We start from the raw sequence: 15,200 nt of genomic DNA, 5'->3' as shown, positions 1-15,200 counted from the left end.
TGCTCGCTGACTTCAACGGGTGGCCGCGACCGCGCGGGCGAGGTCGTCGTCGCTCTGGCCGGCCCCGCCGACCCAGCGCACCACGCCGAGGGAGTCGATCACGAACGTCGCCGGCAGCGAGCTCACGCGGAAGCGCCCCGACAGCACGTTGCCGGAGTCGAGCACCACGGGGAAGGTGAGCGCGTAGGTGCGCACGAGCTCGGCCGCGTCGGAGGCGTGCTCGTCTTCCGACACGCCCACGACCGCGATCTCGGGACGTCGCTCGCGCAGCGCCTGCACCGCGGGCAGCGTGCGCGTGCACGGGGCGCAGTACTTCGCGAAGAACTTCACCACCGTCACCTTGCCCCGCAGGCTCACGGTGTCGATCGCGACCCCGTCGAGCGCGGGCCGGCGAAAGTCGGGCGCGGGCTTGCCGAGGAGCGGGCTCGGCGCGCTCGGCGGCGGGGGGCCTCCGCACGCGGACGCGCACGCGCCCAGCGCGCAGGCGAGCGCAAGAGTTGCGGCCGCGTGCGCCCCGGCCCAGCGGGAGGCGCCCGACGTAGCGGGCGAAGCGGAGGCGGCGGAGGCGGCGGAGGCGGCGACCATGGCGAATCCTGCGCCGCGGCGCCCATGACCGTCAACCGGGTCGAGGCCGTGTGGGGGCCTTCTGGGGCCCGGGTCCCGCGGATTAGTGTACTCCGGCGACCCGGTTGGGCCATGCTGACGGCGCCGACACACTTTCCTCGCTCGGCGGCACGAATCGTTGTAAAGCCCCTTCCATTCACCGGAGTTTTTGAATTGGAAAGCCGCACTCGCTCGCTCCTCGTCACCACCGCGCTCAGCTTCGGCCTCCTTGTCGCCGCGCTGGAGGTCCCCGCCCACGCGCAGAACGCCAAGGTCGAGGCGGCCGCGAAGGCCCTCCAGAAGAAGGCGATGGAGGAGGACTACCTCGTCACCGAGTTCGCGAAGGCGAAGGAGAAGCTCGACAAGGCGATCGCCGCGTGCGGTACCGACAAGTGCCCGCCCGCGCTCCGGGCGCAGCTCCATCGCGACCTCGGCGTCGTCCAGGTCGGCGGTCTCAACGACAAGGTCGCGGGCCAGGCGGCCTTCGTCGAGGCGATCAAGCTCGATCCCGCCATCGCGCTCGACAAAGACGTCGCTACCAAGGAAATCACCGCCGTGTTCGAGGCCGCCAAGAAGGGCGGCGCGCCCGGCCCTGGCCCCGGCCCTGGCCCCGGCCCCGGCCCCGCGAAGGGCCCCTCCGGTGACTTCATCCACGTCCCGGTGCCGGCGCAGCTCGTGCGCACGTCCGTGCCGGTGTACGCCGAATACGCGGGCGAGGAGAAGCTCGTGAAGGTCATCGCCCGGTACAAGGCGTTCGGCATGACCGAGTACAAGCAGTTCGAGCTCCAGAAGATGGGCGAGAAGGGCTGGGGCGGGCAGTCGCCGTGTGGCGACGTTCAGACCGGCGATTTTCTCTATTATATCCAGGGGTTCAACGCGGAGAACGACCCCGTCGCCACCGCCGGGAGCCGCGCCGAGCCGTACAAGGTGAGCGTCAAGGCGCAGCCGGTCGCCGAGCCCCCGCACCTGCCGAACCAGCCCGCCCCCACGCAGTGCGCCGACACGGGCGACTGCCCGCCCGACTTCCCTGGCTGCAAGAAGCCCAAGGGCCCCGAGACCGGCCCGTCGGGCAAGCCCGAAGGCGAGGCGTGCCTCGAAGACTCCGAGTGCGCCAGCTCCCAGTGCAAGAAGGACAAGGGCGCCGACCCCCTCGACAAGGGCGTCTGCACCGCGCCGGAGGGCGCCAAGCCCAAGTACCGCAAGTTCTGGGTCGGCCTGCAGCTCGGCTTCGACTTCTCGTTCGTCCCCTCCGGCGACGACGTGTGCAAGATCCACCCCACCAACGCGACCGACGCCGATCGCGGCGGCCTCCCCGTGAACGACACGGGCTACTACTGCGTCGACAACGGCGCCGACTACCCCACGCGGCCGTCGGGCGATCCCGAGTCCTTGAAGCAGAACTACTCTATCGAGTTCCCTTCCGCGAACAACAACAAGGTGCAAGGTGGCCTCGCGCCGGCCACCTTCCGCATCCTCGCCTCCGCCGACTACGGCATCACGCGCAACATCCTCATCGGCGGGCGCGTCGGCCTCGTCGTCAACACCTACCCCGGCGCGGAGGGCGGCATCGACGGCAAGGGCTTCTCGGCCCCGATCCACCTGGAGGCCCGCGGCACCTACCTCTTCGGCCAGGGCCTCGAGAAGGAGTCCGGCATCACGCCGTACGTGTTCTTCGGCGCCGGCATCTCCAACTGGGACGCGCGCGTCGGGATCCAGGTGAGGGAGATCGACGGCGCCAGCAAGAAGAACCGCCCGGTCGACGCTTGGTACCTCGGCGGCCCTGGCTTCATCGGCTTCGGCGGCGGTGTGCGCCTGAACGTCAACCAGCGCCTCGCCATCCCGCTCGGGGTCCGCATGGCGCTCGCGCTCGGCAACGGCGTGCTCCCGGCCCTCTCGCCCGAGCTGGGTATTCAGTACGGCTTCTGAGCGCCGAAGGCCCTCGGCCGACCCGGCTCGGGACGCGCGCGAGACGCGCCCCCGGGCCGGTTTTCTTTTGTGCGTCCGGCTTGCCGTGAAAGAGTGGCGGCCATGCGTGCTCGACACTCTCTCCCCCTGACGTTCGCGGTGCTCGTCGTGCCCCTCGTGGCGTCGACGGCGACCGCAGGCTGCAGCAGCCGCGTGCAAGACTGCTCCGAGCTGGGCCCCGACTGGACCGCCTGCGACGGCGCGGATGCGGGCCCGATCGTGGCCAACGTCTGCGTTCTGAAGACCCAGAAGAAGGCGGCGTGCACCACGGCCTCGGGCCAGGCGACCACGAGCCCCACCTCGCCCGGCGTGAGCGACGCCGGCGTGAAGTGCACCGCGATCGCGCCCAACGTGTGCAACGGCAGGTGCGTCGACATCCGAAGCGACGAACAGCACTGCGGTGACTGCAACTCGCCTTGTTTCACGGGCGAGACGTGCGTCGGGGGGGAGTGCCGGTGAGCCGCCATCGCCGCGCGCTCGCCGCGCTCCCGCTCGCGCTCCTCGCCGCGGCTTGCACGCCCCCCGCCACGCCCCGCAACCCGCAGGGGGCCTCGTCGGCCGGCGGCGCCGACGCGAACCCGCTCGGGGCGTCGTACGTGCTCGTGCCGCTGCCGTCGGAGGACGACTCGATCCTCGGGCGCATCTTGCCCGAGCCCCCGGCGCCCGGCCGCTCGCTGGAGGAGACCGCCCGCGCGAACCCGTGCGCCGACAAGCTCTCCGAGCCCCGCACGAGCCCCACCGCCAACTCCTTCGAGGACGCGCAGGAGCTCTCGGTGCACGGCAAGGCCCGGGCGATGCTCGGCGCCTTCGGCTTCTCGGGCGACGCCGAGCGCGCGACCCACTTCGTCTACAAGCTCGAGACCTCGAAGCGTGTCTCGCGCCAAGACACCGCCGAGTACAACGCCTGCTGCGCGGCGAAGGGCTGCGGCTACGGCTACGTGAGCGCCCTCGTGTACGGCGAGGGCGAATACGCGACGGGCGAAGAGGCCTCCGGCAGCGCACAGGTCGACGTGATGGCCGTGGGCAGCGCGGCGGGCGGCGCGCGCGTGAAGGTGCTGCACAAGCGCAAGGTGAAGGGCTGGCTCGCGGCGGTCGTCACCGTCACCGATCCGAAGAAGGGCGAGACGCTCGGGGCGCTCGGCGTGGCGCAGGCCGCCGGCATCACCGAGGCCGGCGTCCCCGAGACGGTCAAGAAGCTTTACGATCGCGAGAAGCTCGACGTGAAGACCACCGGCGGCGGCTTCGTCTTCTCGACCGACAAAGACGGCCCGATGAAGGAGAACGAGTTCGTGCGGCGCTACCGGGCGGTCACGGGCGCCACGGACCTCGACGACGTGGAGACGCGACGCAACAAGGTCTCCTTCTACACGGCGGGCGCGCTCACCGGCGCCTCGGCGCTCATGGGCATCTACGGGTTTCTCACGCTGAGCCGCGCGTGCAACGCGAGCGACGTCAACACGAGCAGCGCCACGAGCGCCTTCGTGGACTCCGACTGCGTGCCCCGCGATGCGCGCGGCGATTTCATCCGAAGCGCCTCGGGCGGCGAGATCTTCGATCGCAGCCGCGACACCTCGAACACCGGCAGCGTCATCATGGCCGGCGTGGGCACGGTGGGCACCGTGGGCTTCGGGATTTGGTTCCTGCTCGCGGCCTTCAAGGGCGACGGCGCCACCACCGACCACCTCCTCACCGAGCACGACGCGGTGCTCTACGCCAACCGGTACAACCGCGCGCTCTTGCGGCGCACGATCACCGACGTGCAGAAGACCACCTCCGAGGCGCCGCGCCTCCACCTCGCGCCCATGCTTGGGCTCGGGTCGGTGGGGCTCACCGGCCGCTTCTAGCGCGGGTTTCTCCGCGCGCGCGCGGGCTCCCTGGTACCATCGGCGAAGGGCGCTCGCGCCCCGGGAGCAGCTTTGTCAGCCGGAAGCACCAGCGCACGCGACGCCGTTCTGACCCTGGGGCGGTACACGCTCTGCGGCGAGATCGCCGCGGGCGGCATGGCCGCGGTGTACTTCGCGCGCATGGAGGGCACCGGCGGGTTCGCCAAGTCGGTCGCCGTGAAGCGCCTGCACCCGCAGTTTGCGTCCGACCCCGACTTCCGCACGATGATCCTCGACGAGGCCCGCCTCGCCGCGCGCATTCGCCACCCCAACGTCGTCTCGCCCATCGACGTGATGGAGCTCGAGGACGAGGTGCTCCTCGCGATGGAGTACGTGCACGGGCAGGCGCTCGCGCGGCTCATTCGCGTGTCGGATCAGCAGGGCGAGACCATCCCGCTCGCCATCTGCGCGTCGGTCATGGTGGGCATGCTCCACGGGCTGCACGCCGCGCACGAGGCGAAGGACGACCGCGGGCGCCCGCTCAACATCGTCCATCGTGACATCTCGCCCCACAACGTCATCGTCGGCGCCGACGGGGTCACCCGCGTGATCGACTTCGGCATCGCGAAGGCGAAGACGAGCTCCGAGGCCACCCAGGCCGGCATGGTGAAGGGCAAGGTGCCCTACCTCGCCCCCGAGCAGCTCCACGGCCTCCAAGCGACCGTCGAGACCGACATCTACGCGGCCTCCCTCGTGTTCTGGGAGGCGCTCGTCGGTCAGCGGCTGTTCGACGCCGACTACGATCACGAGATCGTGGGCCTCATCCTGCGCGGCAAGGTCGATCCCCCGAGCGCGCACGTGCCCTGCCCGCCGGAGGTCGACGCGATCGTGCTCCGCGGGCTCGCGCGGGAGCCCTCCCAGCGCTTCCGCACGGCGCGCGAGATGGCCCTCGCCATCGAGCAGGTGGTGCAGCTGGCGAACCCCTCGGTCGTCGGCGGCTGGGTCGAGCGCCTCGCCGAGAAGGACCTCGCCAAGCGCGCGGCCAAGCTCGCGCGCCTCGAGGCCTTGCCCTCGATTCCTGCCGACGAGCTGGCGATGTCGCTCTCGAGCTCGCGCCGGCAGATCGACCTCTCCGAGGCGCTCTCGGTGTCGACCGCCACGCAGCGAAACCTCGGTCCACCGCCGCCTACGCCGCGCGCGCCGCCGCCGCCGCCCTCGTTCGCGTCGTTCGGCGCGTCGCCTCCTTCGACCCGCCCACCGCCCGCGCCCACGCCACCGCCGCCGCGTCCCCCGCCGCCCTCTGCCCGCGTCGTGCCGGCCACGCTCCCTTCGCTGCCCGACGCGCCCCGTCCCCCGCCGCCCGGCGCGCTGCGTGGGCCGGACATCCAGATGGCCAACGTGGGCTGGCTGCCTCCGAACGTCGCGACCGGCGAGGTGTTCGCCGTCCGGGAGCGGCCGCGCCGCATCGGCGGCGGGCTGTTCGCGGTGGCGTTCCTGCTGCTCGGTTTGGCCGCGCTCGCGCTCTTCCTTCCCCGGCTGCTCCGCGACAGCTACGTGAAGCAAGCGGCGAGCAAGGGCGTCACCCTCGCCATCGGCCGAGTGTCGCTCTCGTCGACGGGCATCACGCTGGAAGACGTGGAGGGCTCCGTGCAAGACCTCCCCGGCGCCACGTTCAAGGCGCCCGTCGTCGTGCTCGGCATGCGCGGCGTCGACGCCAACACCGTCACCATCGACAAGCTCGAGGTAGGCCTCCAGGGTGGCTACGAGGACCTCGATCGTGCCTTCGATCAGTGGATGAAGACGAAGGTCACCGCGGGCGGCGAGCCCCCGGGCGGCCGCTTCGCGAAGGTGACCATCCGCGACGCGAAGGTGCTGTGGGCCGCCCCGCTGGGGCCCGGGATGCGCGCCTCGTTCGAGAACGTGAGCGGCGCGTTCACCGCGGAGCCCGAGAGCCTGTGGCCGAACCACTACGCGTTCGTCGCCGGGATCGTGAAGGTCGCCAACGACGCGAACGACAAGGTGTTCGGCCCCTACGAGCTGAAGGTGTCCCGCGAGCTCGACGACCGCGCCTACACGCTGCGGCTCGACCCCTACGGCTCCACGGGCGCGGAGGTGGGCATGAACACTCATGGGGATATCAAACGTTTGATATCCTTCAGAATTCCGAAGCGTACACTCGCCGAGCACCATGTCCCCGAGGCCCTGTTCGGCGGTCTCGCGACCAAGGAGACCCGCCTCGAGGTCACGGGCGAGCTGACCGTCGAGCGCGGCGACAAGCCTCGCGCAGAGGGGAAGCTCACGCTCGGCGCGAGCGCGCTTCGCATCGGCGTGGGCGGCGCGCCGCTCGACGCGGAGCTCACCGCGGCGCTGGGCCGCGCGGGCGAGGGGGTCCTGGACGTGACGCAAGGCTCGCTCCTCCTCGGCCCGACGCGAGGCAAAGCGACGGGCGCGATCGACTCGCGCGGCAAGGGCGTGCGGGTCGAGATCACCTCCAAGCGCTGCGACGTCGCGAGCGAGGGCCCGGGCGGCACCACGCGCCTCGCGCTCTCGAGCGCGGACGTGACCGGAGGGAGCCTGTTCTTCGCCCCGTGCATCGTGGCGCCGAAGAAGCGATGAGCGGCGCGCGCCTCGCCCGCAGGGCGACGAACCTGCGCCCCGGGGTGTTCGCGGCCCTCGAGCAGCGCCTCGCGCGAGCGGCGCGCGAGGGGCAGGCCCTCGTACCGTTCCACATCGGCGACACGTACGTGGCGCCGCCGGCCGCCGCGACCGCCGCGCTGACCGAGCTCGACCCGGCCGTGCACCGCTACGGGCCCACGGCCGGTCTCGCGACGCTGCGCGAAGGCCTCGCGGCCTATGTGGCGGCCCGCCGCGGCCTCGAGGGTACGAGCCCGCGCGAGGTGCTCGTCGGCGCCGGAGGCACCCACGCACTCCACTGCGCCGCGAGCGTGCTGCTCGATCCGGGCGACGAGGTGTTGCTGCTCGCCCCGTACTGGCCGCTCGCGCCCGGCGTCTTCGAGGCGCAGGGCGCGGCGTGCGTCGAGGTGCCGGTCGATCTCTACGCCGAGCCCCAGCGCTCTCTGCGGCTACGGCTCGAGGCCGCGCGCACGGACCGCACCCGCGCGGTGTATTTCGTCTCGCCCAACAACCCCGACGGGAAGGTGCTCGGGGCCGCGCACCTCGGGGAGCTCTTGGCCTTCGCCGAGGACAACGACCTCTGGCTCTTCGCCGACGAGGTGTACGCCGACGTCACGTACGACGTCCCGCACACCTCGCTCGGGGTGCTCGCGGGGGCGCGCGCGCGGGCGGTGCTCCTCTACTCGTTCTCCAAGAGCTTCGCCCTCGCGGGGCAGCGCGTCGGCTTCGCGGTGGCGCCCGAGCAGGTCGTCGCCGCCGCGCTGCGGGTGGGCATGCACACCGTGTTCAACGTGCCGCTCTCGTCGCAGCGCGCGGCCCTCGCGGCGCTCGCCGCCCCCGACGACTTCCTCGCGCCCACCCTCGCCGCGTACCGCGCCACGCGCGACGCCGCGGCCGCGGCCCTCGCACGAGAGGGTGTAGAGTGCACCTTGCCCGAGGGAGGCGTGTACTTCTTCCTCGAGCTCGGCGGGTTCCTCCGCGGCCGCGACCTGTCCGCGCTGCTTCTCCATGGCGTCGACCACGGGGTGCTGCTCGCCCCAGGCGAGGCGTTCGGTCGCGCGTTCGGGACCCGCGCGCGGCTCTGCTTCACGAGCGCTCCGCACGAGGCGACTCTCGACGGCATCGCCGCGCTCGGCCGCGCGCTCCGCTCGTTCTGACGCGCCCGCCTCAAGGCGTCGGAATTCGAGTATGACGGGGCCCTCGAAGGAAGGAGCCCCCGTGAAGCTTGCTCGCCGTCTCTCCGCGCTCATCGCCTCCGCCGCGTCCGTCGCGTCCGTCGCGTCCGTCGCGCCGCTCGCGTCCCTGGTTCAGGCCTGCGGCGGCGAGGCGCCGGCGCCCGTCGTGCCGTGCCCAGAGGCCCCGCGCGGCCCCTCGCTCGCCGCGGTCGACGGCGGCGGTCTCGCGGTCGAGCCCACCGGAGACGACGCGAGGCGCTTCCTCGCCGAGGTCGACCGCGATCTTCGCCGCCTGTGGATCATGCGCGACCGCGCGGCGTGGGTGAACCAGAACTTCATCACGGACGACACCGAGGCCATGGGCGCGGCGGGCGAGGAGGCCACCGCCGAATACGTGACGCGCAAGGTGCTCGAGTCCAAGCGGTTCGATGGTCTCAAGCTCGAGGCCGACGCCGCGCGGCAGCTCCACCTCCTCAAGCTGGCGCAGGTCGTCCCCGCGCCGCTCGACGCGCACGAGCGCCGCGAGCTCGCCGAGCTCCAGTCGTCGATGACGGGCATCTACGGAAAGGGCAAGTACTGCCCGAAGCGCCTGAACGGCGGCTGCCTCACGCTCGACGACCTCTCGCGCACGCTCCGCAAGAGCCGCAACCCCGCGGAGCTCGAGGAGGCCTGGACCGGCTGGCACGCCATCTCCCCGCCGATGCGCGAGAAGTACGCGCGCTACGCCGAGCTCGGCAACAAGGGCGCGAAGGAGATCGGGTTCGCCGACATGGGCGCGCTCTGGCGCTCGGGCTACGACATGACGCCACAGGCGTTCGAGGCGGACATCGAGCGTCTGTGGACCGAGGTGAAGCCCCTCTACGACAAGCTCCACTGCTTCGTGGGGAAGAAGCTCCGCGGCAAGTACGGCGCCGACAAGGTGCCCGCCGGCAAGCCGCTCCCCGCGCACCTGCTCGGGAACATGTGGGCGCAGCAGTGGGACGGCATCTTCGATATCGTCGAGCCGTACCCGGGCCAGGGCTCGCTCGACGTCGACGCGCGCCTCAAGGCGAAGTTCACGCAGGTGAGCGCGCCAGCGAAGCGCGGAGGGCGCCCGGCGGAGGGCGCCTTCGACCCCAAGGGCATGGTGAAGCTCGGCGAGTCGTTCTTCACGTCGCTCGGCCTCGATCCCCTGCCGCAGTCATTCTGGGAGCGGTCGCTCTTCCTTCGCCCGAAGGACCGCGAGGTGGTGTGCCACGCGAGCGCCTGGGACGTGACCTGGTCGAACGATCTTCGTATCAAGATGTGCATCGAGCCGACAGAGGACGATCTCATCACGATTCATCACGAGCTCGGCCACGACTACTACTTTCACTACTACTTCAGGCTCCCCGTGCTCTATCAGCAGGGCGCCAACGACGGCTTCCACGAGGGCATCGGCGACACCCTCGCGCTCAGCGTGACCCCGGAGTACCTGAAGGGGCTCGGGCTCATCGCCGAGGTGCCGAAGAACGATAAGGCCAAGCTCAACGTACAGATGAAGCAGGCGCTCGACAAGGTCGCCTTCTTGCCATTCGGCCTGCTCATCGACAAGTGGCGGTGGGACGTGTTCTCGGGGAAGGTCGCGCCCGCCGACTACAACAAGGCCTGGTGGGACCTGAAGCGTCGCTACCAGGGCGTCGCCCCGCCATCGCCGCGGACCGAGGCCAACTTCGACCCTGGCGCGAAGTACCATATTCCGGGCAGCACCCCGTACATTCGCTACTTCCTGGCGCGCATCTACCAGTTTCAGTTCCACCGCGCGCTGTGCCGTGTGGCCGGGCACAAGGGCCCGCTCGAGACCTGCTCGATCTACGGGAACAAGGCCGCGGGCGAGAAGCTCCGCACGATGCTGTCGCTCGGCGCGAGCCGCCCGTGGCCCGAGGCCCTCGCGTCGCTCTCGGGCGAGTCTCGCGCGGACGCGTCGGCGATGCTCGAGTACTTCGCGCCGCTCTCCAAGTGGCTCGACGAGCAGAACAAGGGCGAGACCTGCGGTTACTGAGATTCTTCTCCGCGTCGACGCTCGACGCACGACCGCACAGGGCTTGCACGCCCGGACCCGTTGGGTACAGTGCTGGCCCTGACCCCCTGACGTATGTAGGATTGCCATCATGAATCAGCCTCCCGGCGGAAACGGATTCCCCCCAGGTCCCGGGCAGAAGCCCGGCTTCGGCCAAACCCAGCTCATGCCAGGCAGCGCGTTTGGCGGCCCGAGCCCCGACCAGTACGGTCAGCCGCAGCAGCCGCAGTACGGTCAGCCGCCGCAGCAGCCGCAGTACGGTCAGGCCCCGCAACCGCAGTTCGGCCAGGCCCCTCAGCCGCAGTTTGGCCAGCCGCAGCCCGACTACGGCCAGCCGCAGCAGCCGCAGTACGGCCAGCCGCAGCAGCCGCAGTACGGTCAGCCGCCGCAGCCAGGCTTCGATCCGAGCGGTGGCCAGGGCTACGGGCAGCCGCCCGGCCAGGCCCCGGGTGGCTACGGCGTGGCGCCGGGCATGCCGGGCGCTCAGGCGGGCTTCGATCCGAACGCAGGCGCGTACGGTCAGCCGCAGCAGGGCTTCGGCCAGCCCGGCATGGGTCAGCCCGGCATGGGCCAGCCCGGCATGGGCCAGCCCGGCATGGGCCAGCCCGGCATGGGTCAGCCCGGCATGGGTCAGCCCGGCATGGGCCAGCCCGGCATGGGCGGTCAGCCCGGCTACGGTCAGCCCCCGGCTGGCGGTATGGGCAACATGCAGGTCGGCATTGGCGGCATGAGCTTCCAGGCGCCCACGATAGGCGGCGTGAACCTCGGCGGCGGTGACTTCTCGAAAGACGCGCTGCTGGCGGCGGTGATTCAGGGCAACGGCTTCGAATCGCCCCGCAAGGTCGGCGGCGCGATGTTCGGCCTCGGGTTCCTGTTCTTCATCATCAACACAGTGCTCATTCTCGCGCACTTCTATTACCCATACCTCTACTCGATCGGCGCGATCTTCTGGTGGGGTGGCCTGTGGCTCCTCATCACGGGTCAGCCTCGGAAGAGCGCGGACGGGTCGAAGGCGCCCATGTGGGCGCGCGCGGGCCTCGGCGTTTGCATGTTCATCGGCCTCATCGTGGGCATTCTCGCCATCATCGTCCCGTGGGAGCCGACCGGCGGCTGAGCGCGGCGCGAGCGACGACGAAGTGAGAAGGCGAGGGCTCGCGGGTGACCGCGGGCCCTCGGTCGTTTTGGCTTCTCGCGTCGGTCGACGTCAGTCGACGATGTGAGGGCCGGCCCTGTAGCGGAGGCTCGCGTGCACGGCCTCGCGCGTCCGATCGGCGAGGTCACGCTCGAGGGCGTAGTGGAGCTCCATCGGGCCACCGGGATCGAGTGGCCCGCGGGTCATGTACTTGTAGTCGACGGCCACGGAGCTCTCCGCCGCGAAGTCGCCGACGCACAGCACCTGGTGGCCCTGCGTGTCCCACAAGTACGAGCGGCCGCGCACGTGGCCCGCCGTGAAGCCCGCGTGGGGCACCCCGCGCGGAGCCGCCTCCGCCGTGATCTGGATGACGACGACAGCGCCCAAGCGCGCCGCGCTGCGGTCGAGCGCGCTCGCCCCGCGGGCGACGCCCTCGTCGAGGTCCGCCTCGCGGGAGCGCTCCCTCAGCGAGCCCTCGAGGAGCGACGCCTGGCTCGCGAGAGCGTCGCACGCCAAGCACACGTGCGCCTCGGCGAGGCGGCGGAAGCCGGGTGAGTACGCGCCCTGCAACACGCCCGGCGAGGGGCAGCGACCGAGCTCGGGGTGCGGGTCGAGGCCCTCTGCCACGGCCCGCTCGATCCCCGTGCGGGCGGCTTGCTCCTCCCGCCGCGCCACCTCGCGGGCGCGCGTGATGCTCGCCTGGGCGAGCGCCGCGGCGGCGGGCGACACGCCGCGGAGCGGGTGCTTCAGCCTGTAGAGCGCCTCGGGCACCGTGGCCATGAGGAAGAGGACCACGAGCGGCGCCACGAGCACCACGCAGCCGATCACCGTGTAGATCACCTTGCGGTGCGCCCTCGTGCGCAGCTCGCGCTCGTACGCGTCGAGCTCCGGCGTGGGCAAGACGAGCGGCTTGCCTTGGCGAAAGGGACCCACGCCGGAACTGTTGCAAACGGAGGAGACTCGCGCCAGCGGGAAGCGCGTGTGCGCGTCCCCCGACCAAGACCGTGACGGAGACCTACGAGGTCGGGCTCCAGCCCGCGGGATCCGTCGAACGGCGAGGCGCCTATCTAGCCGATGCGGCGGAGCTTCATCTGCACGTCGCCCGACCAGTGGTTCTCGAAGGCGCGGACGCAGGTGGACAGGTAGCGATCGTAGTCGTCGTAGATGGCGTCACCCCACGTCGCGCGGATGTGCGCCTCGTGCAGCTTCATGCGGCGGAGCCACTCGGCCGTGGTCTTGCCGTAGTCCTCCCGGCGCATGTAGAGCTCCTTCAGCTCCCAGTAGGGGCTGATGGCCATCACGAGCTCTTCGATGCGCGCGTTCAGGCCGCCGGGGAAGATGACGTCGGCGGTGAACCGCAGGTCTTCCAGGTCCTTCTTCGTGCGGGGGACGCGGTTGCGCAGGATCGACTGGAACGCGAAGTGCGCCCCAGGCTTCGCGAGCTTCCAGCACTTCTCGAAGTAGTCGCGGTAGAGGTCGACGGCCAGCCCCTTGGCGGCCTGCGCGGGCGAGACGACGTGGTCCACCATCTCGATCGACACGAGCGCGTCGTACGGCTCGTCGGGCGTGAAGTCCTTGTAGTCCTTGCACCATACACGGACATTCTTCAGGTCCCGCGCCTGGATCTCCTCGGTCTGCAGGGGTGAGAGCGTGACGCCGTGCGCAGCGCGCGAGCCGCGGCGCGAGACGTATTCGAGGTTCGCGCCCCACCCACAGCCGATGTCGAGGATGCTCTTCTCGGGCGACATCTCGGCGAGCTCGTACAGGATTCGGCTCTTGTTCTCCTGCGCCTTCTCGAGGGTGTCGTGCTCGGCGTCGTAGACTGCACATGTATAGTGCATCTTTTCGTCGAGCCAGAGGCGGAAGAACTCGTTCGAGACGTCGTAGGAGACTTCGATCTGCGCTTGGGTGGAAGTCACTCGGGTACCTCGCCCCCCGTCGGGGACATCGAGGAGCGGCGCGCCTCGAGGCAAGTTGCGCGGGGGCCCCCCGTCGGGGATCACCGCCAGGGTGGTGGGCCCCGAGGGGCCCGGACCGGCGGGTTTTGCCACGAACCCCCGCCGATTGCCACCGAGGAGGTGGGCGGAAGCGTCGCGAGGGCGGCGCTCCGCGAATTGTGCGGGTGGGGAGCCGCGTAGCGCGCTGCGCGCCCGCGTCGCCAGTGGGCGGTTCCTCGCGCCTCGATTCTCTTCAACCGGCAAGTGAGCCCCGCAGGGGCGAACCAAGGTCGAAGGCGGGCCCGAGCCGAAGGCGAGGTCTCGCCTTGAATCGAGGGGCGCGGGTTTGGGTGGAGCCCAACAAAAACTGGAAGAGTGCTGCGTTGTTGGGCGAAGCCCAGCGCGCGGAGCACCCATCGACTCGATGGAACCGCAGCACTCAGGCATCATGCACACCGCGCATGCCGTTCCGACCCGAAGACGAGGCCCTGGTCGCGCGCCTCGAGGAGGAGGCGGTCTACGCGCGCCTCTTCCGCGAACACGCGGGCCCCACCGCGCCGGAGCCGCCGCGCCGGGCGGCCGGGCTGCTCCACGAGCTCCGCGCCTTGCCGGGCGGGCGCGACGCGCTCGTGATGGCGGGCCTCGCCGCGGGCCCCGATGGCCCAGCGCCGGAGCGCGATCCGCTGGAGCTGCCGAGCGCGGCGCTCGACGGGCTCACCGCGCTCCTGACGGCCCCGTCGTTCGCGGGGTACCCGCCGGCGCTGCTCCACCACCTCGGGCTCCACTTCGCGCGCGTCGCGGGCTGCCGCGAGCGTGAGCTCGCGCGTCGCGCGGCGCAGGACGCGCTCGACGCGAGCCGCGAGGAGCGCGGGGCGCGTGAGCGCGAGGGCGGGGGAGCGCGACGCGAGCTCGGCCCCGTGGAGGCGTGGGAGCTCTCGCTCGCCGCGTTCTTTGCGCTCTCTCGCTGCACCGACTACGTCGCCGAGCTCGTGACGCGCGCGCTCGGCCCGGCGACCAGCGGGGCGGTCAAGACGCGCGCGGCCGACGTGGCGCGGCTCTCCGCGGAGCTCCCCTTCCTTCACGTCGGAGAGCTCGGCGAGCGAGCCCTGGCCGGCGCGCGGGCACGCGACGCGCGCGCGAGGATCGCGCTCATGGCCCTCGCGCGGGCCGAAGCCGCCGCGGCGCGGGCGGGGCTCGACGAGGCGGCGCGCGGGGCCGCCGTGGCGAGGTGCGCCGCCGCGCACGCGCGGGCGATCGAGGAGGCCCTCGAGCCCACCGCACAGGCGCTCGACGACGCGGCGCTGGCGAACGAGCTCACCACGCGCGGCATCGCGGCCCTCCAGGGCCTCGTCGAGGTGTGGGAGCTCTCGGGGCAGGACGAGGCGGTCGAGCGCTTCTTCGTCGAGCGCGCCGAGCCCGTGTGCTGGGAGCTGCAGCGGCGGAGGGAGTGGGACAAGTTCGCTCAGCTGTTCGGCCCCGACGCGGGCCCGCACGGCGCCCCTGCGCGGGCGCACACGTTCCGCTTGGTCGAGAGCCTCATCGCGCGCGTCACGGGCGATCGCGGGCGCGTCGCGTACGCGGCGGCGTGCGCGCAATTCCTTGTATTCTACACCAACGCCGCGACCACGCTCGATCGGCAGATCGCGATCGTGGAGCGGGCCGTCGCCGTCTGCCCGTCGCACCGCAACGGCCGGGCCGTGCTCGCGAGCTTCTTGTGCCAGAAGGCGCGTCGGAAGGTAGAGACCCTCGTCGCCTCCGGGGCAGAGATCGACGAGGCGGAGGCGCTCGTCGCGCGCGCGCGGGATCTGTTCCCCTCGGCGCGCGAGGTGGAGGAGACCGCGGCGCTCGTCCGCGCGAGGCGCACCGGCGCGCTGCCTCGGCTACCATGAGGCC

11 protein-coding genes are annotated in these 15,200 nt (G+C 71.4%); 8 read left to right on the top strand and 3 right to left on the bottom strand.

All coding sequences use genetic code 11. The features are described 5' to 3' along the window. Nucleotides 1–12: 12 nt before the first annotated feature. Nucleotides 13–585, bottom strand: coding sequence for a TlpA family protein disulfide reductase (locus tag IPQ09_29115; GenBank protein MBL0198206.1), 573 nt, complete (start codon nucleotides 583–585; stop codon nucleotides 13–15). Nucleotides 586–777: 192 nt separating this feature from the next. Between IPQ09_29115 and IPQ09_29110 the strand changes: the two genes are divergently transcribed. The 7 genes from IPQ09_29110 (at nucleotide 778) to IPQ09_29080 (ending at nucleotide 11,352) form a co-directional block, all read left to right on the top strand. Continuing rightward, nucleotides 778–2,529 carry a hypothetical protein gene (locus tag IPQ09_29110; protein ID MBL0198205.1) on the top strand — a complete coding sequence of 584 codons (1,752 nt, stop codon included), beginning with the start codon at nucleotides 778–780 and terminating at the stop codon, nucleotides 2,527–2,529. Between the two features lie 102 nt (nucleotides 2,530–2,631). After that, entirely contained in the window at nucleotides 2,632–3,027 is a 396-nt protein-coding gene (locus tag IPQ09_29105) for a hypothetical protein (protein ID MBL0198204.1), read from the top strand. Further along, nucleotides 3,024–4,412, top strand: a complete 1,389-nt coding sequence (locus IPQ09_29100; protein ID MBL0198203.1) for a hypothetical protein — start codon at nucleotides 3,024–3,026, stop codon at nucleotides 4,410–4,412. The genes IPQ09_29105 and IPQ09_29100 overlap by 4 nt, the downstream gene beginning before the upstream one ends. A gap of 72 nt (nucleotides 4,413–4,484) precedes the next feature. After that, nucleotides 4,485–7,007: a serine/threonine protein kinase gene (locus IPQ09_29095; GenBank protein ID MBL0198202.1), complete on the top strand. Its 2,523-nt coding sequence runs from the start codon at nucleotides 4,485–4,487 to the stop codon at nucleotides 7,005–7,007. Next, entirely contained in the window at nucleotides 7,004–8,182 is a 1,179-nt protein-coding gene (locus IPQ09_29090) for a pyridoxal phosphate-dependent aminotransferase (GenBank protein ID MBL0198201.1), read from the top strand. The genes IPQ09_29095 and IPQ09_29090 overlap by 4 nt, the downstream gene beginning before the upstream one ends. 31 nt (nucleotides 8,183–8,213) lie before the next feature. Next, nucleotides 8,214–10,220: a M2 family metallopeptidase gene (locus IPQ09_29085; GenBank protein MBL0198200.1), complete on the top strand. Its 2,007-nt coding sequence runs from the start codon at nucleotides 8,214–8,216 to the stop codon at nucleotides 10,218–10,220. 109 nt (nucleotides 10,221–10,329) lie between these two features. Beyond that, a complete protein-coding gene (locus IPQ09_29080) occupies nucleotides 10,330–11,352 on the top strand; it encodes a hypothetical protein (protein ID MBL0198199.1) in 1,023 nt (340 codons plus the stop codon). A gap of 90 nt (nucleotides 11,353–11,442) precedes the next feature. On the opposite strand, the gene IPQ09_29075 is transcribed toward IPQ09_29080, so the two are convergent. Next, the gene (locus IPQ09_29075; GenBank protein ID MBL0198198.1) at nucleotides 11,443–12,303 is read right to left on the bottom strand and encodes a hypothetical protein; all 861 of its coding nucleotides are present in this window, start codon (nucleotides 12,301–12,303) and stop codon (nucleotides 11,443–11,445) included. A gap of 134 nt (nucleotides 12,304–12,437) precedes the next feature. Continuing rightward, nucleotides 12,438–13,289, bottom strand: coding sequence for a class I SAM-dependent methyltransferase (locus tag IPQ09_29070; protein MBL0198197.1), 852 nt, complete (start codon nucleotides 13,287–13,289; stop codon nucleotides 12,438–12,440). A gap of 479 nt (nucleotides 13,290–13,768) precedes the next feature. Here IPQ09_29070 and IPQ09_29065 point away from each other — a divergent pair, with 479 nt between their 5' ends. Continuing rightward, nucleotides 13,769–15,196 (top strand): hypothetical protein, encoded by a 1,428-nt coding sequence (locus tag IPQ09_29065; protein MBL0198196.1) that lies wholly within the window; start codon nucleotides 13,769–13,771, stop codon nucleotides 15,194–15,196. Nucleotides 15,197–15,200 lie beyond the last annotated feature (4 nt).

Source organism: Myxococcales bacterium (assembly GCA_016720545.1).
Taxonomy (GTDB): domain Bacteria; phylum Myxococcota_A; class Polyangia; order Polyangiales; family Polyangiaceae; genus JAAFHV01.
The sequence above is the reverse complement of the archived record's forward strand: the minus strand, read 5'-3'. Positions and strand labels throughout refer to the sequence as shown.